The 18,375-nt window shown below is 60.3% G+C and carries 15 protein-coding genes and 2 pseudogenes; 6 read left to right on the top strand and 11 right to left on the bottom strand.

Annotated elements, in window-relative coordinates; all coding sequences use genetic code 11:
* Nucleotide 1 precedes the first annotated feature (1 nt).
* Complete coding sequence (locus tag NED97_RS21045) at nt 2-511, bottom strand: (2Fe-2S)-binding protein (RefSeq protein ID WP_252490754.1); 510 nt, start codon at nt 509-511, stop codon at nt 2-4.
* A 140-nt stretch (nt 512-651) separates the two neighbouring features.
* On the opposite strand from NED97_RS21045, the gene NED97_RS21040 reads away from it, so the two are divergent.
* Both NED97_RS21040 and NED97_RS21035 read left to right on the top strand, forming a co-directional pair.
* Nucleotides 652-2,082, top strand: a complete 1,431-nt coding sequence (locus NED97_RS21040) for a dihydroorotase (protein ID WP_252490753.1) — start codon at nt 652-654, stop codon at nt 2,080-2,082.
* A gap of 2 nt (nt 2,083-2,084) precedes the next feature.
* Nucleotides 2,085-2,684 carry a nucleotidyltransferase family protein gene (locus NED97_RS21035; RefSeq protein ID WP_252490752.1) on the top strand — a complete coding sequence of 200 codons (600 nt, stop codon included), beginning with the start codon at nt 2,085-2,087 and terminating at the stop codon, nt 2,682-2,684.
* Here the strand turns inward: NED97_RS21035 and NED97_RS21030 are convergent.
* A complete protein-coding gene (locus NED97_RS21030; protein WP_252490751.1) occupies nt 2,663-3,817 on the bottom strand; it encodes an XdhC family protein in 1,155 nt (384 codons plus the stop codon). The genes NED97_RS21035 and NED97_RS21030 overlap by 22 nt on opposite strands.
* 266 nt (nt 3,818-4,083) lie before the next feature.
* Here NED97_RS21030 and NED97_RS21025 point away from each other — a divergent pair, with 266 nt between their 5' ends.
* Nucleotides 4,084-4,842, top strand: a complete 759-nt coding sequence (locus NED97_RS21025) for an IclR family transcriptional regulator (RefSeq protein ID WP_252490949.1) — start codon at nt 4,084-4,086, stop codon at nt 4,840-4,842.
* A gap of 1,511 nt (nt 4,843-6,353) precedes the next feature.
* On the opposite strand, the gene NED97_RS21020 is transcribed toward NED97_RS21025, so the two are convergent.
* On the bottom strand, nt 6,354-6,608 hold the full coding sequence (locus NED97_RS21020) for a PRC-barrel domain-containing protein (protein ID WP_252490750.1): 255 nt from the start codon (nt 6,606-6,608) through the stop codon (nt 6,354-6,356).
* A gap of 532 nt (nt 6,609-7,140) precedes the next feature.
* On the bottom strand, nt 7,141-8,481 hold the full coding sequence (locus tag NED97_RS21015; RefSeq protein ID WP_252490749.1) for an Nramp family divalent metal transporter: 1,341 nt from the start codon (nt 8,479-8,481) through the stop codon (nt 7,141-7,143).
* Nucleotides 8,482-9,107: 626 nt separating this feature from the next.
* Here NED97_RS21015 and NED97_RS23285 point away from each other — a divergent pair.
* A complete protein-coding gene (locus NED97_RS23285; RefSeq protein WP_345781251.1) occupies nt 9,108-9,260 on the top strand; it encodes a hypothetical protein in 153 nt (50 codons plus the stop codon).
* Nucleotides 9,261-9,326: 66 nt separating this feature from the next.
* Here NED97_RS23285 and NED97_RS23280 read toward each other — a convergent pair.
* The 3 genes and pseudogenes from NED97_RS23280 to NED97_RS21000 all read right to left on the bottom strand — a co-directional run.
* Nucleotides 9,327-9,632 (bottom strand): annotated as a pseudogene (locus NED97_RS23280) (WD40/YVTN/BNR-like repeat-containing protein); the annotation flags it as partial.
* Between the two features lie 9 nt (nt 9,633-9,641).
* Complete coding sequence (locus tag NED97_RS21005; protein WP_252490747.1) at nt 9,642-10,244, bottom strand: NADPH-dependent FMN reductase; 603 nt, start codon at nt 10,242-10,244, stop codon at nt 9,642-9,644.
* Entirely contained in the window at nt 10,241-10,660 is a 420-nt protein-coding gene (locus NED97_RS21000; RefSeq protein WP_252490746.1) for a DUF6069 family protein, read from the bottom strand. Before NED97_RS21000 ends, NED97_RS21005 begins: the two co-directional genes overlap by 4 nt.
* A 167-nt stretch (nt 10,661-10,827) precedes the next feature.
* On the opposite strand from NED97_RS21000, the gene NED97_RS20995 reads away from it, so the two are divergent.
* Together NED97_RS20995 and NED97_RS20990 are read left to right on the top strand one after the other, a co-directional pair.
* Nucleotides 10,828-11,238, top strand: a complete 411-nt coding sequence (locus NED97_RS20995) for a winged helix-turn-helix transcriptional regulator (protein ID WP_252490745.1) — start codon at nt 10,828-10,830, stop codon at nt 11,236-11,238.
* A 454-nt stretch (nt 11,239-11,692) separates the two neighbouring features.
* Nucleotides 11,693-12,298, top strand: a pseudogene (locus tag NED97_RS20990) (zinc ribbon domain-containing protein); the annotation flags it as partial.
* An 11-nt stretch (nt 12,299-12,309) separates the two neighbouring features.
* Here NED97_RS20990 and NED97_RS20985 read toward each other — a convergent pair.
* The 4 genes from NED97_RS20985 to nikB are packed head-to-tail and all read right to left on the bottom strand — an operon-like array spanning nt 12,310 to nt 18,030.
* Nucleotides 12,310-13,854: an ABC transporter substrate-binding protein gene (locus NED97_RS20985; protein WP_252490744.1), complete on the bottom strand. Its 1,545-nt coding sequence runs from the start codon at nt 13,852-13,854 to the stop codon at nt 12,310-12,312.
* Entirely contained in the window at nt 13,851-16,178 is a 2,328-nt protein-coding gene (locus tag NED97_RS20980; protein ID WP_252490743.1) for a dipeptide ABC transporter ATP-binding protein, read from the bottom strand. Before NED97_RS20980 ends, NED97_RS20985 begins: the two co-directional genes overlap by 4 nt.
* On the bottom strand, nt 16,175-17,092 hold the full coding sequence (nikC, locus tag NED97_RS20975; RefSeq protein ID WP_252490742.1) for a nickel transporter permease: 918 nt from the start codon (nt 17,090-17,092) through the stop codon (nt 16,175-16,177). The genes NED97_RS20980 and nikC overlap by 4 nt, the downstream gene beginning before the upstream one ends.
* Complete coding sequence (gene nikB / locus NED97_RS20970) at nt 17,089-18,030, bottom strand: nickel ABC transporter permease (RefSeq protein ID WP_252490741.1); 942 nt, start codon at nt 18,028-18,030, stop codon at nt 17,089-17,091. The genes nikC and nikB overlap by 4 nt, the downstream gene beginning before the upstream one ends.
* Nucleotides 18,031-18,375: the final 345 nt, after the last annotated feature.

Raw genomic sequence — 18,375 nt, 5'->3', positions numbered from 1 at the left:
GTCAGTCCTCCATCGCTTCCGCCGCGCGTTCGACGGCCTCGTAGATGTTCTGGTAGCCGGTACAGCGACAGATGTTGTCGGCCAGCCCGGTCTCGATCTCCTCGCGGGAGGGATCCGGGTTCTCCTCTAAGAGCTCCTTGGTCGCCATGACGAACCCGCTGGTGCAGAACCCACACTGCAACGCATGCGTTTCGTGGAACGCCTCCTGGATCGGGTGCAGGGTGCCGTCCTCGCTCGCGAGCCCTTCGACGGTCTCGATCTCTGCCCCGTCGGCTTGCACTGCGTACGAGAGACAGCTCTTTACCGTCCGTCCGCCCTGCTGGACGGTACAGGCGCCACAGACGCCGTGTTCGCACCCGACGCGAACGCCGTGGAGATCGCATTCGTACCGGAGAAAATCCGAGAGCTTGAGCCGCGGTTCGACTTCGGCTGTCACCGCTTCACCGTTGACCGTCACGGTGATCTCTTCGGTAACGTGGCCGTCGATTCCGTCTGTGCTATCTGTACTCATGGGGATAGTTACTACAACCCGCGACCGAGGCATAAACGTTGTGCCGCGCTGGATCGCGGTCTCCGACCGCATCGTGGGTACCGGGATCACGGGTTTCCCGGCCGGGGTACACTCAAGTAGGATGGGAAGTATCTACGACTATGGTCGAATCGACCGCAGACCTTCGCGTGACCGACGCTCGAGTGGTCACGCCGAACGGAACGATCAGCGGCGGTGTTGCAGCGAACGACGGCGTCATCGTCGGCGTCGGCAGCGAAACGAACCTTCCCCCGGCAGACCGGGAGATCGACGCGGCGGGGAATTACCTCGTTCCCGGGTTTATCGACCCGCACGTCCACTGGGGACTCTCCCGGTACGAGTTCGAGTACCACGAGGGACTCGAGCACGACTTCGAGACCGAGACCCGCGGCGCCGTCCACGGCGGCGTCACGTCCGTCGTCAACTTCCTCCTGCAGAAGGAGCCGTACCTGCCGGACATGGACTTCTTCAGGCGAGCAGGTGAGGAGAACTCCTACGTCGACTTCGCGTACCACGCGATCGTCCACCAGGACCACCACGTCGAGGAGATCGAGGGGCTCGCCGAGGCGGGGATCCGATCGTACAAGATCTTCTTCAACTGGTACAAACACGCCTCGCCCGAACTCGGGATCGACCACTCCGACGCCGGACAGGTGTACCGGGTGCTCGACACCGTCTCGGAGATCCCCGACGGCGTCGTGATGTTCCACGCCGAGAACGAGGATCTCGCGATCGAACGCCGGGAGGAGCTCAGAGCCGAGGGACGCAACGACCTCGAGGCCTGGAGCGAGGCCTCGCCGAACGTCGCCGAGGCGATGCAGATCGAACAGATCGGCCGCCTCACCGAGTACACCGACTCGCGGGCGTACATCGTCCACATGAGCACCGGCGAGGGCGTCGACGTCTGCGAACGGTTCCAGGAGCAAGGGGTCAACCTCCACGCCGAGACGCTTCCCGCGTTCCTCGCTCACACGTACGAGCAGGACGATCTCGGCGTCTGGGGGAAGATCTCTCCGCCGCTTCGGGGCGAGGAGAGTCGAAAACGCCTCTGGGAGGGGCTGCGGACCGGCGTCGTCGATACCGTCGGCACCGACCACTGTCCCCACAAGATCGAGTTCAAGGAGAAAGAGGAGGGAAAACACGGCGATATCTGGGATGCCATTCCCGGCGACAACAACGGTATCGAGTACTTCCTGCCCGTGATGATGCACGAGGGCGTGAACAAGAACCGCATCAGTATGGAGCGCCTCGTCGAGGTCTGCTCGACGAACAACGCCAAGCGGTTCGGCCTCTACCCGCGCAAGGGCGCCATCGCCGAGGGATCGGACGCCGACATGGTCATCGTCGACCTCGAGAAGAGCGCGGTCGTCGACGACGACTTCTACCACACGATGGAGCCACGCTACTCGACGTTCCACGGCGAAGAGCTCCAGGGGCTGCCCACGCACACCATCGTCGGCGGTGAGGTCGTCGTCGAGGACGGCGAACTGCTCGCCGACCCCGGCGGCCGAAACTACCTGCCCCGCGGCCCGGAGGGCGTCGACCTGGCGTGACCATGGGTGAACTGGTCGGCATCGTGATCGCGGCCGGTCGAGGCACTCGGTTCGAGGGCGGGAACAAACTGCTCGCGACCGTCGACGGGGAGCCGATCGTCAGCCGCGCCGCCCGCTCGCTGAACGTCGCTGCCGTCGATCACGCGGTCGCGATCCTCGGCCACGACGCCGACGCCGTCCGCGACGTCGTCGCGGCGAACGTCGACGAAACGACGTACAATCCAGCGTACGCACGGGGACAGAGCCGATCGGTTCGGCTGGGGGCACGCGCAGCGAGCGAACGGGACGCTGAGGCGGTCATCTTCCTTCCGGGCGATATGCCCTGCGTCGACGAAACGACGGTCGAACGCCTCGTCGCGGCCTACCGGGACGGCCACAACGAGGTCGTCGTTCCGACGTACGACGGCCAGCGCGGAAATCCCGTCCTCTTCGACGCGGCGCAGTTCGACGCGTTACAGGAGTTGACGGGCGACACCGGCGGCAGAGCGGTACTCGAGACCGCGGACGTCCGCCGCGTCGCCGTCGACGATCCGGGCGTTCGAATCGACGTCGACACCGTCAGGGATCGAGAGCGGCTTCGTCAGTCGGACTGTTCCGGTTGACGAGCGTGAATCGACCCCTTTCGATCGCGGAGTCGGCCTCCTTCCCGTCCGTTGCTCACCGCGAGTGCCTCCGAAACGATGCTCAGCGCGATCTCGATCGGTTCGCCGCCGCCGAGGTCGAGTCCGACGGGCGATGCGATCCGTTCGCGGTCGGCCGCCGATAGCGAGATTCCCTCGTCCGCGAGGTCCTCGCGCAGTCGCTCGAAGCGCTCGCGAGGTCCCATGAGTCCGATAAACGGCGCGTCGCTCTCGAACAGCGATTCGAGGGCGAGCCTGTCGTCCAGGAAGTTGTGGGACATGACGACGACGTAACTCCGCCCGTCGACCAGTTCGTCGAGTTCGGTGGGGTGCGTCGCGACGACGCGGTCGGCGCGCGGAAACGCCGACTCGTCGGCCTGTCCGCCGCGGGCGGTCGCGACCGTGACCTCGAAGCCGGCGTCCCGAGCGAGCCGCGTCACCGGCCGCACGTCGGGCTGTCCGCCGAATATCAGTAGCCGGTCGGCCGGTTCGATACCGTCGATAAACAGCGATAGCTCTCCCGCTTCGGTCGACACGGTCCGTCCGGTCCATCGACCGTCACCCGCTCGAGCACGCGCGTCGTCGCGGACCTGCTCGAGAACCGATTCGGGAATCGCTGGCCGATCGTTGGACTCCGTCGACGTCCCGTCTCGAGACACTACCGCGCGTGCGCCGACCGGGACCGACTCGGTTCCGTCGACGACGGTGACGAGCGCGATGGGGTCTCCCTCGGCGTACGCGTCGACCGGCTTCCGCCACGCATCGTCTGCGGGTTCGACGAGGACGTCGACGATCCCCTCGCATCCGAGGCCGAGCCCCCACCCGTCCTCGTCGTCGGTGAGATCGAACGTGACCACGTCGGGCGCTCCGTCCGCGATGACGTCGCGAGCTACCGTCTGCAGCGGTCCCTCGAGACAGCCGGCCGTGATCCCGCCGTAGGTCGATCCGTCGGCACCGAGTAGCATCTTCGCACCCGGACGGCGGTACGCCGATCCGTCGACGTTGACGACCGTGGCGACCGCACGATTCGACTCTCGAGTGATCGTCTCCTCGAGAAGTTCGAAAATCTCGAGGGTGGTAACACCCCAGGGGTCCGCGGGTTCGGTATCGGTCATGCGTGAACAATTAGCACCGGCGAGTATATTCGTTGCCCTCACGAACTGTTCCACGACGTGGAACGCGGAAGGGAATCGAAGCTGGCCGTCCGTTCACCGTATCCGACAAGAACGGGAGAACGTCGCATAGATGCGCCCGAACATCGGTGTATTTTAACGTTGACGGCAGTAATCCCGTACTAGTACCGGTCGTCTCTCCTCTCTCGACGTTCGTTCTACACTGCTGAACATTTATGCTGCTCCAGTCTCTACGTCATTCCGTGACAATGACGGGTGAAAACGGAATCCAGGCGGTCGATCGTGCGTTCGATATCGTGGAATCGGTAACCGAACTGAACGGAGCGGGCGTCTCAGAACTCGCCAGGCACGTCGGATTGCCCAAAAGCACCGTTCACAATCACCTGAACACCCTCGAGCGGGCGGAGTACGTGGTCCGCGAGGACGGAGAGTATCGAACAGGATTGAAGTTTCTGCGGATCAGCGAGAGCGCACGACACCAACACGACCTCTACCAGGTCGCCCGGCCGGAAGTCGATCAGGTCGTGGACAAAACCGGAGAGATTTCGGCCCTCATGACGGAAGAACACGGTCGAGGCGTCTTCATCTATCGGAATCGCGGCTCCGAGGCCGCTCGTATCGACACCTGCGTCGGCGATCGGGTTCCGATCCACTGTACGGCGCTCGGAAAGGCTATTCTGGCGTTTCTCCCCGAGCAGCGGCGTCGGGAGATCGTCGACCGCCACGGACTCCCCGCGGTGAATCATAACACGATCACGGACCGAGACGCGCTCACCCAGGAACTCGAGACGATCCGCGAAGAGCAGATCGCGTACGACGACGAAGAGCGACTGAAGGGGTTGCGAAGCGTTGCTGCGCCGATTCTCGACGGATCAGACTCGGTGATCGGTTCTATCAGTATCGCCGGACCGACACACCGAATGCAGGGCGATCGGTTCCGAACGGAACTTCCCGAGATCGTCCTCGGGACGGCGAACGTCATCGAACTCAACCTTCAGCACTCTTAGGTGTTCTACATCGTGGAACGAAAGTCGATTGGAGGGAAGCGCCCACCGATAGGAGCGCAACCCGCGGCACGCATCTTGATCACGGCACTGACCGACGCTCGGATACTCGACTCGATATTACAATTGTACTTTCGTAAATAGCTGCGCGAACGAAAGTGTCGGTATCAGTAGAAAGAGAGCGATGGCGCTCGTCGTCAGTTTTGAACGGTCGAACGACGAACGTCCGTCGGTCGTGTACGGTTCGTAGCATTATGCCGAGCGGCGAAGAGGTAGAGCCACGATTCTGCGGTGACTGGTCTCGCGTAGCTGAAATAGTTTGGAAACGATGAGGATCGATATTTTACCACTCCGAAAATACGTTTTAATAGCGCTCCGAGTTCTCCGTTTCTCGTCTCGAAATCCGAGTCCTCGTCGATCGAGTGCTGTCTGAAGCTGTCTCGCTCCGTCACCGAGAAACGCGGTGTCGGAGAGCTCTCATTTCTCGGCTGATCTCTGCAAGAAAATTTCTGTGAAGGGGTCGTAGTCGCCGAAAGAAGCCGTGGATGAAGCAGCTCTGTTCGTTTCAGGATCGACTGCAGCGCACAGCCAGTACTGCCGGCCGTCGATTCGAGTTACAGTCTCGTCGAGCGCGCCGTGATTCACGAGGCCTCGTTAGAAGGCTGTAGATGACATTTTCGAACTCAGTTGTGGACTGCTTTTCGTAACCTCTCGATCGATCATATCTGATCTTAGAACTGAATCTGAATCCGATAGCTCGACGGATTGGTGTTGAATATCTCCCTCCCTCAGGTCGTCTCTTGAATCGAATCGTCCGCTTATTAGGTCTCGAACGGCTGTCTATTGCGAACACGGCGCGGCGTTAGCACGGCTCAGACGGACAGTCTGCTACGAGGATCACGTCTACTCCGTTCCGCCTTCGAGCAGACGGGACGAGTAGCCGAAATAGTAATTCACTTCGCACCGTCTGTTCGACGGCTGCCCCTGGAACTCCGTGACCGATCCTCTGTTTTGGCGAAACAGGTACTATTGTTCCTTATCTACCTATCCCACCTATTGAATCTAATCCACCTATTACATATCGAGTGTCGGAGATAGACCGCGTCTGTTCCAGGCTTTCAGCGATATTTAGTGAGAAATAGGTGGCTATTGTAGATGGACAACCACACATCAGAGGCGATTACGCAGAGGTAAGGAGAACGCCTGCTCTTCAGAGCGGGGAGGATAGCGAGTAACTGGAGCAGCGTCGGTTCGAAATGCGATTCACGATACTGTCAGACCGCTCTATAGTACCAACTGAGACGATTTCCACACCGATCGCACTGTGCGCGGTTCTCGCTCGCTTCGCTCGCTCCGACCCGCGCTCCCGTCGTGCGATCGGGTGTGCCTTGACTGTCAGTGGCTACTATAGTTCACTGCGAACCAACTGGCCGTCCGATAGCAGAGCCACCCTCCGGATCAACGCGCGTGACTCCGATTCGTTACCGAGGGATTCACCTCGAGGGCCGTCAGTTTCAGACGGATTCCGGATGAATAACGATCTGATCGCTTACCGTTTTGACCTGACTAACGGGAACGAGCAGCCGGCCATTGGCGTCGGTTCCGGTACTGATCGACGCGGACGAATCCCGTTCTCGCGGTTCGACGACCAGATTCTGCAGCGCGCCGGAGTCGGCGTTCGCGGAGACGGTGTGGAGCGTTCCGAAAACCGTCCCATCAGTTCCGACGATCGACTTCCCGGTGAGGCTTCGTGCCAGTACGGTACTCATACGTTCCAATTATCAGTTCTGATTATTAAACACACGGGGTCGCTTCGCAGAATTCGAGGCACCGGTGGCGGGTGTTCGTTACGATCCTGTCAGCTGATCGAACGCTGCCGGCGAGTTCAGCGTTCACCGGCGGAACGAACTCTCGAGCGGTTCGTCGAACGAATGACCCAGACGAACCGCCTCGTGACCGGGGCTGCAGCGTCCGGAAACGGTGATAGCCCGTCCGTGATTAATTATACCCGGTCGGCGTGCGGTAGGTAGGTACTACTAATATATGTTCCCCGTCTGAATTTTCAGACGCACCGCGAGGTGCCGTGAGGGAGTGTCGTCTGGATGCCACCACCCCTCGTGCGACTGCTCCAGTCTCGAAAACAGATGAAGGTTACGAACCGGGAGAAGAACGATACTGCCGCTATCTGCGGGGTAGACGTGTCTATCTGACTCTCAGGGGAAAGACGAGAACTGGGCGCTCGACTATTGGACGCACTCGATAGTCGGAAAACGTGGCGGTGAGGCGGCTCGAGGCGCGTTCTCAGGGTCCGAGCACGCCGAGCTCTTCCGCGGCACCCATCAGTGCAAAGATGACGACCAGCACGATCGTAACCGCGTAGTAGATCTTCCACCGCATCGACGGCCGGAACGCCTCCGGCAGTCGCCGTTCGACGATGTACCAGTTCGCGGGATAGAAGAACACCTCGAAAACGACGAGCAGCACCGAGATCCACAGGATGAGCGTGACCGGCAACTCGCCGATGACCAGGATCGGAATCAGGCTTCCGACGCCCATCCCGACGACGACGAATCGACGGATCCGCTCGCTGTCGAGATCGTCGTTCTCGAGCGCGATCGGTAAAATATCGGCAGTCGCACGCGAGCCGCCGTCGAGGAGGGTGAGCACGGTAGAGTACAGCGCGGCGAACGCACAGACCAACATGGCCCAGAACGACCACGGCCCGAAGGAGTCGCTCAGAATCTCTCCGAGGACGAACGCGAGGTTCTCGTCCGTTGGCGGGTTCGGATAGAGCACGTTCGCCGCGAGGAGCACCATGCTGAGCATAATGATCAGACTGAACGCGTAGCCGATGTTGAAGTCCCGCCGGCCGGTCTTGATCCAGGCGGCGATGTAGTCGTGGTACCGCTCGTCGTTCGGGTCGACCCCTTCCTCGCGGAGCGCCCGCGCCCCCTGTTTTTTCGCCATCGACCAGCTACCGATCAGGATACTCGTGCTGTGGCCCGTCGGAGCGAACCCGGCGGCGGCCGCGAACAGTCCGACGAACAGCGCGAGCGACGTCCCCTCCGGCAGCCCCGTCGCCGTCTCAGCGATCACGCCGGTCGACGGAGGCCCGAACAGCACGCCCAGGACGATGAGAACGCCGAGAACGGCGGTAAACACCTTGAGGATGTTCTCGAGCAAGCCGTACCGGGAGAACACCACGACGCCGACGGCGATGGCAAGGAGGATGGCGTACGCCGAGAGCGGATCGAGCGGCGTCAGCGCTGCAGCGAGTGCGGCGGTGCCGAAGCCGACTGCAGCCGTGATACCGGTGTAGAGGACCGTGAAGATGAACACGGAGACCCACATCGCCCAGTTCTTCGGTCCGGGGAGATCGCCGTACGCCTCGACCGGATTGCCACCGACCCCGTAGGTGTACCGGATACCGAGCTCCCAGCCACCGTACTTTGCGACGTAAATCAACAGGAAGATCCACACCGCAAAGACGCCGAAGAAGCCGCCGAGCGTCGGTGCGAGGATGATGTGACTGCCACCGATGCTGATCAGCGCCCACAGCATCGACGGCCCGAAATGCTCTTTGAAAAAGCCGGTCCACGATTCAGCCGGATACTCGAGCGACTCCTCTGTCACCTGTTCCATCGTCCTTCACCAGCCGACCGTCGTTCGTAGAAGGCGACTCGTCGACTATTTTCTAGCGTACTGTTTGTGTGTGCCACGACAACAGGCCTATCAAAGAATGGCCGGTATGTAAAGCTATGCAACAATCGAGCGCGGTCGGGGCCGTCTCGTCCCTCGGTCTCTTCGGACACGTGCGACACTATAGTTTACGCGTGCGATAGCGATCGAATCCATCTCGGAACGTACCCGAGAGTAGTCCAGGTATCGTTCCCGCGGACAATCACCCGTCCCTCCGTTGTTCCGGCGAGAACGCGCCCGTCGGCTACCGTCCAAGCAGAGACGAACTCGTCCCGTGCGCCGGGATACGGCTTGCTCTCGAATGTATCTCCACCATCCGTGGATTCGAACAACGACGCGTTCGTGTCCCGTTTCCCGTACCTCGAGCCCATTGGAAGGGTCGGTGGGAGTGTTTGGGCAGCCGCGTACAACGTATCTTGAGAGGAAAACGCCTCCTGGAAGTACGGTCCCCGTAAATCGGCGTCGAGTCGAGTCCACGAGTGTCCGGTATCGCGGGTCCGATACAGTCCGCCGCCGCATGAGACGACGTACTCTTCGGCGGTTATCACCGAGACATGATGCACATCGTATTGGAGGTCGTCTTCTCGTTCGCTCTCGAGTCCTGCACGCCGTTCGGACCACGTTTCGCCGCTGTCATCGCTGACGTGAACGCCGCCAACTTCCACGCCAGCGATAACGCGGTCGGGTGCATCAGGATGAACACCAAGGCTTCGAACGTGTGATTCGTTCCGATGCCGCGGGGTGTGCCATTGATCTCGAGAGGGGAGTTTTTGAAAACCGCCCAGTTCGGTCCACGTCTTCCCATTATTCGTCGAGACGTACAGGCGGGCCGGATGCGTACCTGCGTACAGACGGGTTCCGTCAGGACTGGCCGTAACTGCATATACTTCGGTCTGCGGCACGTCGAGATGATCCCACGTGATACCTCCGTCAACTGAGCGGTACAGGCCCGTTTTCGACGTCACGTACGAGCCGTGATCGCCGAACGTGTGAACGCGAAGCGTTACTCCAGAATCGAGCACCCGTTCGACGTCATCGAGTACGTCGCTACGCGACCGGTAGACGCCGTCCTGCGTGCCGATAAGGAGTGTCATAATGCTCGGTCACACCTCCTGACGCTGGACCGCCCGGAACGTTCCCGGTTCAATCGTTGCGTATTCGACTACGTGTGCGCCGAGGGTTCGGACGCGCTCCTGGATATCCTCGTCCGTAAATCCAGCATCGTCAAATACGGTCCGTGCCTGGGGGACAGCCGCCTGATATGGGTGCACCCAGGCGTTCAGCGATCGGCAAACTGCTCGTAAGTGATTGAGCGCAGGGGTCGGAAACGGACCCCCTGACACGACGAGTAGTCCGACAACCGTCTCTTCGAACTCGTCGAACCCGCAGTAATCGAGTGCGTTCTTCAACACACCAGAATACGATCCGTGATACACAGGCGTCCCGAGGATGACCGCATCGGCCTCACGCATCTTTTTTCTCACCACGTCGCTGTCACCTGCGGCCTTGAGGTCGGGATCAAGCGGCGGGAGATTGAAATCAGTGAGGGCGATCAGTTCAGTCGTTCCTCCGGCCTTTTCCGCTCCCGACAGCGCCTCAGAGAGCGATCGGTACGTGTAGCTTCCCTCACGTTGACTCCCACAGAGCGCAACGACGTGTGGCTGTCTCTCACTGGGAAGGTGGGCCCGTAGTTCGAGGTCACTCATGGTAATTCCACCTCCGCGGTCGGTGCGCGGGTTAGAACGCCGACGATGGTGGTCGCTGCGGTCACGTGCATTGCGATGAGCGTGGCAAAGACGGTCCAGGGCGCATCAGCGAGCTCTGGCGGTGGAGCGAGAAGAGCACCAATTGGACCGGCAAACGAGAGTGCGAGCACGGTCACTGCGGCGATCGTAAAGATCCGGTTCGGTCGGTTCGAAACCCGGGTGAGGAGTCCGTACACGATGGTCGCACCAATCGCCCCAACTGCTGATGCGACGAGTACTGGTTCCCACCACAGCGCGAAGACGTTCGGGACGTCAAAGACGGTAAGTGCGATCGTGCGTACGAGCCCGTTGACGAGACTGGTGAGGATCACCGCTATCAACCCATAGGTGACCAGACGGGTGACGCTGACTTGCAAATCGGTGTTCGATCCGTTCGTGGCTCTGAGTGATGCCATACACACCACTACATTGTGTGAAGTAATATACTATCAAGTTAGAAGCTATGAAGTAACTCACCCGTCTCTAGGTAACTTAGGGACGTCGAAGGAAGAAGCTATACTACTTCAGAAGGAGTAGTCTCGATATGGTTGAGCCACCTCACGCTGAAGAATTTATTGAGAGAGTTCTCTCCAACGAGATAGCGAGGCCGCCCGGTTCCGAACAAGCCGAGAAAGACAATCAAACGATGTCTGCACTGCTGAATCTACTGGGGAAGAAACACACTATCGTAATCTTACATCAGTTCGCAACTGGTGACGGCCCGTTACGATTCAGCGATCTGGAAGCGGTCGTTGATATCGCGCCAAACACGCTCTCAAATCGACTCGAGGAACTCACTGAAGTCGGATTACTGACGCGGAAAGCGTACAACGAGATCCCGCCCCGTGTAGAGTACGATGCCACGGAGAAAGCGAGAGATTTGGCGCCCGTATTCTGGTATCTCGGTGTCTGGACCGAGCGTCACGACCTCGAACCGGTCACTACCGATGATTAGGTAGCGCGACCGCACAGAAACTCAATCGATTGGTCTTCGATGGTCTCTCCTTTTCGGTAGCACTGGCGGTCCGCACACGGCGAAGGGTACGATAGATGAGGTACCACTGATGCTCCGCTTGATCGCGACGAACGAGGCCTCGATAACGACGGTGTGATGCCCTCTTCGCTCGCGAAGCGCTCAGCCGCTTTCGAGGAGCCGGCAGGCCTTCCGGAGTTGCACGAGCGCCTCGTCGTTTACGTCGAGTCCCGTCTCGAGTGGCCGTCCGAGAGTATTTTCGAATACCCTCTTGGTCGTCTCGAGCGCCGATTCATCGTCGCTACCGTCCGTCGGTCAGAACCTCCGTTTTGAGGTCGCTCGACGGTCCCGTGTCGTATAGCGTCAGTCCGTCGTCGAAGATTTCCCGCAGGCGATCCGCCTGCCGTTCAGCGGACTCGCTGGTTTCGATCGGTACCTGAAACGCAAGCGCCGCGACTTCTTGCGCAAGTTATCGGCGTACTACGCTCGAGAGAACGACCTCGTCGCAGTCGAAGACCTCGACGCGAAAGGCTCGGTCGAACTCGAGGGCAACTCACGCGACCGTGCCGGAGCGGCGCGGGGGACGTTCCCCGGATGCTCGAGTACAAGTGCGAACGCGAAGGGACGTACTTCGTCCGCGTTGATCCGGTGGGAACGACCAAGAGTGCGCGGCATGCGGCGTCTCGACAGACGAGCCACTGGAGGTTCGCGAACGCTCCCGTCCGTCGTGCGGTTTCACGGTGGATCTATACTGGAAGCGGTCTGGAACAGCCTTTCTCGCGGTATCGAGCGAGTAGGAGCGGGACGCTCCGAACCAACGTCCTCAGAATCGCATGGCGATTCTGGTGTCGAGGCGAATCATAGATTCGCCGACCATCGGAGAGCGAAGCTCTCCGAGAGCCTGCGAAAATCACACACCGATTTTCGAACGCCTGTGGAGACTTCGCTCCGTACGGGAACCACTTCGGTTCCTGCAAAGCGCGTCTTGGAAGCAGGAAGCCTCACCCTCCCGGAGCGAACGGTGTCAGCCGTGAGCGAGTAGGCTGGGGTAGTTCACTCGCTGTTCAGCGTAATTGAGTTGAGACCGTACAGCAGTTCCGTTGGATGGGGTTCGTAGCCGCTCACGTCGGACGTGGCCGCGACGACATTCGTGTAGCTAGTCAGCACAGCAATCGGAGCGTCCTCGAGAATGATCGACTGAACCTCGTGATACCGTTCTAAACGCGCCTCACGATCGTCGAGTTCACGCGCTTCTTCGAGGAGCGTATCGACACGATCGTTCTCGTAGCCGTGATGCAGCGAGGCGGCCGTCGAGTGGACCATTTCAGCGAGTCGGTCTGGGTCAGGATACCACAGCGTTCCCCACGACGTAAGGTAAACATCGAACGAGTCCTGCCCAACTCGGTCGACCATGGTAGCGTAGTCCATCGTCGTCACGTCGACATCGATCCCGACCGCGGCGAGATGGTCCTGAATCACCTCGGCAATGAGAGGGAGATCCCGCCCGTCGAAGGTGAGGCACTCGACGGTGAGATCTGACCCGTTACGGGTTCGGATGTCATCATCGTCAGTCCATCCGGCATCCGAAAGCAGTGTTCGAGCGCGATCCGGATCGTAGAGATCGGCCTCGAGATCCGGATTCGCCCAGTCTGTGAGTTCCGGGGAGAACGGGCCGACAGCAGGGTCGTCGATCCCGGCGAGAATCGATTCGGCGATCGCCCTTCGATCGATCGCGCGGGAAACTGCCTGCCGAACTCGCTGGTCGTCGAACGGCTCTGACTGAGTGTCGTATGTGAGGAACCTAATCCGGGGTACTTCGGGGGTATAGACATCGATACCGTCGGTTGACTCGAGCGTTTCGACTGTCTCGTTCGGAAGAACCCGCGCCATATGGATTTCACCGTTTTCGAGTTTCATCTGTCGTGTTTGGTCGTCGTCGACAACCTCGTAGCGGACAGTTTCGAAGTCGGGCAGGTCTCCGTGGTAGTCGTCATGGCGGACGAGCCGGAGTTCGGACTCCGGTCGGAACTTTTCGACAGCGAACGGACCAGTACCGACCGGATTATCGATCGCTTCGTCCGAATCAATACTGTCGGGACTGAGGATTACTGCTTCGTTGCGCGAGAGATGCGCTGGCAGCGGGGAGAACGGCGTTTCCGTTTCGATGACGATAGTTGTTGTATCGACCGCGTCAATCGTGTCGATCGGCACATCCTCGAACGATGCAGACGCGTTAGTGCGTTGGAGCGAGCCCACTGCGGCTTCTGCATCGAACTGTGAACCATCTTGAAAGACGACGTCCTCCAGAAGGTGAAACTCCCAGCGGTACTCGTTGAGTCGCTCCCACTCGACGGCGAGACCGGGAACTGGATTCGCATCGTGGTCGACGCTGACCAGTGCCTCAGTGATTCCGAGTCGACGGATTTGACTTCCGCCGTCGAGAGGGTCCCGGTTCGGCGCCCACTTACCGCCGATGCGAAAACCGGTTCCGTCGTCGGGATCGGTAGAGAGGCAACCAGCAACGGCGAGCGTCGCCGTTCCGAGCGTCGTTTGCAGTGCGGTTCGTCGGTTCACCGTGACTTGGGATTGCTTTCTCATTCGAAGTTAGATTGGTCGGTTATCTCACTCGGCGATTCCCCGTCTGGAACGAGGCGACGGTTGTCCACCTCGTCGCCAGCACCGATCGCGTTGGAACCGCAGTTTGTGCTGCCCAACTGGGATCTCCCTGATTCATCGACCCATTCGTCGGCGTACAGGCACCGCGAGTACCCCTCAGCGATCGGCTCAAGCGTGGGCTCGATTCGTGAACACTCGTCTTCGGCTATCGGACAGCGAGGATGAAAGGCACAACCCGACGGTGGATCAGTGAGACTGGGCGGTTCGGCTGCGAGCGTCCGCTCACGCCGGTCCGTACCGTTGAGATCGGGAATCGCATCCAGCAACGTCTGCGTATACGGATGTGTTGGACTCGACAGCGTCGTGCGGGCCGGACCGATCTCAACGAGTTGCCCGCAGTACATCACCGCTACACGGTCAGCAACGTGGCGCACGGCGTCGAGATTGTGCGAGACATACAGGTATGTGAGCCCGAGTTCGTCCTGGAGATCCGCAAGCAGGTTGAGCACCGTTGCCTGAATCGAGACGTCGAGGGCGGCCGTCGGCTCGTCTAATACGAGCACTGACGGTTCCAGTGCAAGAGCTCGACCGATAGCGACTCGTTGGCGTTGTCCCCCAGAGAGCTGTCGAGGGTACCGATCGGCGATATCCGTCGAGAGACCGACCAGCGAGAGCAATTCCGTGATACGATCGGCGCGTCGCGACGCTGCCCAGCCGGCTTCGACGAGCGGTTCCGCGATCGATCCGCTAACGGTTCGCTTCGGGTTGAGACTCGCGCCCGGATGCTGAAAGACGACGCCGATCTCGGTTAGCTGCTCATCCGTCCGTTCGCTGACGCCACCGACGCGCCGGCCACGAAGGCGGACGGTGCCGTCGTCGGGTTTCTCGAGCCCCGCAATTACGTTCGCGAGCGTCGATTTTCCACAACCGCTCTCGCCGACCAGTCCGAGGGTCTCGCCGGATCGAAGTTTGAGTGAGACGTCTTTGACGACCGGGATCTGATCGTCAGTTCCAAGAAGACGATCGATTAGCGAGTCGGACTCTCGGAACGACTTTGTGATCTTTTCGAGCTCGACGATCGACTCGACAAATGTTCCCGTCTCTCGGCTGGCCGAACTACCGCTCGAACCGATCGACCTTCTCGCTTCAGAGTCGTTTCTCGCCGCGTCTCCCGAAACGACCGCGGAAGGGCGTGTCTTCGTTCCGCCGTCGATTTCAATCGAGGCTGGCTCGGTCGACTGCTCGCTTACGCCGTCCGTTTGCGCTGTGTGCATCGCCTCGAGCGGTGCTTGGCGTGCTGCCGGCACCTCGCATCGAACCGCGTGGTTCGGGCCAGTTGAGACAACCGATGGGTCCGTCTCTCGACAGTCGTCGGTCGCGAACGGACATCGGTCGGCGAACTCACATCCCGTTGGTGGCACAGACCCGTCCGGCGGTGTCCCCACAACGGTCGGGAGACGAGACTTCGGGTCGGCATGTTGTGGCAAGCAACCGAGTAACGCTTTCGTATACGGATGGGCAGGAGCCGACTGAAGCTGCTCGGCCGGGCCCTGCTCGACGACGACCCCGTCGTACATGACGACGATCCGATCGCACAGCGCCGAGACAACGCCGAAGTCGTGGCTGATAACCAGCATTCCCATCTCACGTGCTTCGTTGAGGGTCGCCAGTCGGTCGAGAATCGCCGCCTGGGTAGTCGTATCCAGAGCCGTCGTGGGCTCATCGGCGATCAACAGTGATGGTTGCCGGGCAAGCGCGATTGCAAGCATCGCTCGCTGACGCATACCGCCGCTGAACTGGTGCGGGTAGGCGTCGACTCGTTGCCTGGGATTAGGAATCCCGACCGTTTTCATGAGATCGAGCACGTCTGACCGCAGCTGAGACGATCGGAGCCGCGGGCTCGCACCGAGCGCGAGCTCGCGGAAAAACGGCTGGTAGTCCGGATCGCGGTGAATCCGAAGCGCTTCGGCGATCTGTTCGCCAACCGGATAGACCGGGTTCAGCGTTGCCGATGGATCCTGAAAGACCATCGCGAGTTCTCGCCCTCGAAGTCGCTGGAGCGTCCGATCGTCGGCTGTCGTCAGTTCCTGGTCGCCGTACTGAACGCTCCCCTCGACGATTTCGCCCGGCGATTCGAGTCGGACGATCGATCGCGCGGTAACGGACTTTCCGCAGCCGCTCTCACCGACCAGGCCGACGACTTCCCCGGGTGCGATCTCGAAAGACGCACCGTTGACCGCGTGCACCGTTTCTGAGTTACTGTTGAAGTGGACGTGAAGGTTCTCAATCTCGAGTGTATTGCTCACGTTCGCCTCCGTGATCGATCGTCGAGGTGGTCGGGATCGAGGGCGTCCTGCAGGCCATCGCCGAGCAGATTGAAGGTGATAACGGTCAGCATAATCGCGACGCCGGGTGCAGTCACGATCCACGGCGCCAGTCGAAGGTAGTTCCGACCGTCGGCGATCATCGTCCCCCACTCGGATGTAGGCGGTTGTGCTCCCTGCCCGAGATAGGAGAGGCCAGCGGCTGCGAGCACGACCGTCCCGATATTGAGCGTCGCGAGAACTAGTACCGGACTCACGACGTGGGGCAAAAGATGGCGGCGGACGAGCCGGTGCCGCGGCGTCCCGTAGAGCTTAGCAGACTGGACGAACGGCCGGTCCTTGATAGCGAGAACACTTCCCCTGACTACTCGCGCGTACGATGCCCAACCGACGAGAGAAAGCGCAATCACGACGTTTCGCAGGCTCGGTCCGAGGACGCCGGCGATTACAAGCGCGAGTACGAGTCCGGGAAAGGCAAGCTGAACGTCGACCAGACGCATTAGTAGGGTATCGACGAATCGCCCCGCCGTCGCTGCGAGCAGCCCCACCGTCGTCCCGATTGCCAGCCGGACTGCCGTAGCCGTGACGGCCAGTGCAAGCGAGACACGGGCACCGTAGGTGAGCCGGGTCGCGATGTCACGTCCGAGAGAATCAGTCCCTAACGGATGGGCGAGCGACGGTCCTTGGAGCCGAGCCTCGAGCGCCTGTGCCGTCGGATCGTACGGTGATAGTATCGGGCCGACAAGCGCGAGAATCACCAGGAGTCCGGCGGTGCCTCCGCCTACAGTGATCGCGGTATTCGAGCGGAAACGGAACCAGTGAATAACGTCCCGGCCCTGCTCGAGGGCTACCGACCCGAGCGCTGTGGGAACGAATCCGGGACCGCGTTCGCTCATGCACGATCACCACGTTCGACGCGAGGGTCGAGCGCGACGTAGGCGAGATCGACGAGCTGGTTGGTCACGACGAAGGTGACGGCCGTCACTAAGACAACACCCTGGACAATCGGATAATCACGGGCGAAGACGGCATCGACGAGCAGCGTCCCGAGTCCCGGCCGTTGGAAGACTGCCTCGACGACGACAGCACCATTAATCACGAAGCCGAATTGGAGGCCCACGATCGTGACGACCGGAATCAACGCGTTCCGGAGCCCGTGTTTGTACACGACAAGCCGTTCACGGACACCCTTCGACCGCGCAGTATCGATGTACTCCGTCTCGAGAACTTCGAGCATCGACGCTCGGACGAGACGGGTGACGATCGCGGCCATCCCAGTGCCAAGCGTGATCGCGGGTAACGCGAGGTGACCGAGAGTCCCGGTCCCGCTAACTGGTGTGAGTCCCAGCCAGAGTGAACAGACAAGAATCAGGAGATAGCCGAGCCAGAAGTTCGGCATAGAGACGCCGACCAGGGCGGCGATCTGACTGGTTCGATCGATCCAGGTGTCGCGGTGCACTGCGCTTACCACGCCCGCGGGGACGGCGAGCAACAACGAGACGGCTGTCGCCGCCAGCGCAAGTTCGAGCGTGTTCGGTAGGTGTGCAAGCACCAGTGAGGTTACCGGTTCCGACTGATAGTACGAGGTGCCGAGATCCCCGCGAATAGCATCGGTGAGCCACGAGACGTACTGAATGATGAACGGTTCATCTAGTCCGTGTTCCGTACGGAAGGCGGAAACCTCAGATTCGGACGGTGGACTCTGACGTTGCTCTCTGAGGATTGTGTACGCGGGATCGCCGGGTGTGAGGAAAATAAGGCCGTACGTGATCAATGAGACGCCAGCCAGAACGGCCGACAGTGATCCGATTCGGGTGAGGAGAGCGCGTAGCATCTCAGTAATACTGGCTAGTAGATAGTCGTGCTTGACTGTCGGTATCCGGATGCAAATCGTCGCTCATCCGTTTGCATTCGGTGAGTACTTGTCGATACTGGACAGTGCTGTTCTGCCGCATCGCCTCGTGACCTGTTCTACGGCGTGACTCGTTGAGCATCGGTAACGCGTCCTTGTATTGTCTACTCGTCAAGTGTATTTGTAGTAGTGTAACCTAGGTTGTTAAGGTTTAGTGACTGCATTTCCCTACTGGGCCTGTCGAACACGGCTCGGATGTCGATCACTTCTCTGTGTAGAGTACCTTGAATGGCTCAAGGGCTGTGTCACTTGGATCATGCCGGCAGG

It is taken from the genome of Natronococcus sp. CG52, from assembly GCF_023913515.1.
Classification (GTDB): Archaea; Halobacteriota; Halobacteria; order Halobacteriales; family Natrialbaceae; genus Natronococcus; species Natronococcus zhouii.
Note: the sequence above shows the minus strand (reverse complement) of the source record. Positions and strands in the feature narration are given on the sequence as shown.

Bases quoted from the DNA above. Each gene is read 5' to 3' on its own strand.
- NED97_RS21045 (WP_252490754.1), bottom strand. From the start codon at position 511: ATGAGTACAGATAGCACAGACGGAATCGACGGCCACGTTACCGAAGAG.
- NED97_RS21040 (WP_252490753.1), top strand. From the start codon at position 652: ATGGTCGAATCGACCGCAGACCTTCGCGTGACCGACGCTCGAGTGGTC.
- NED97_RS21035 (WP_252490752.1), top strand. From the start codon at position 2,085: ATGGGTGAACTGGTCGGCATCGTGATCGCGGCCGGTCGAGGCACTCGG.
- NED97_RS21030 (WP_252490751.1), bottom strand. From the start codon at position 3,817: ATGACCGATACCGAACCCGCGGACCCCTGGGGTGTTACCACCCTCGAG.
- NED97_RS21025 (WP_252490949.1), top strand. From the start codon at position 4,084: ATGACGGGTGAAAACGGAATCCAGGCGGTCGATCGTGCGTTCGATATC.
- NED97_RS21020 (WP_252490750.1), bottom strand. From the start codon at position 6,608: ATGAGTACCGTACTGGCACGAAGCCTCACCGGGAAGTCGATCGTCGGA.
- NED97_RS21015 (WP_252490749.1), bottom strand. From the start codon at position 8,481: ATGGAACAGGTGACAGAGGAGTCGCTCGAGTATCCGGCTGAATCGTGG.
- NED97_RS21005 (WP_252490747.1), bottom strand. From the start codon at position 10,244: ATGAGTGACCTCGAACTACGGGCCCACCTTCCCAGTGAGAGACAGCCA.
- NED97_RS20995 (WP_252490745.1), top strand. From the start codon at position 10,828: ATGGTTGAGCCACCTCACGCTGAAGAATTTATTGAGAGAGTTCTCTCC.
- NED97_RS20985 (WP_252490744.1), bottom strand. From the start codon at position 13,854: ATGAGAAAGCAATCCCAAGTCACGGTGAACCGACGAACCGCACTGCAA.
- nikC (WP_252490742.1), bottom strand. From the start codon at position 17,092: ATGAGCGAACGCGGTCCCGGATTCGTTCCCACAGCGCTCGGGTCGGTA.
- nikB (WP_252490741.1), bottom strand. From the start codon at position 18,030: ATGCTACGCGCTCTCCTCACCCGAATCGGATCACTGTCGGCCGTTCTG.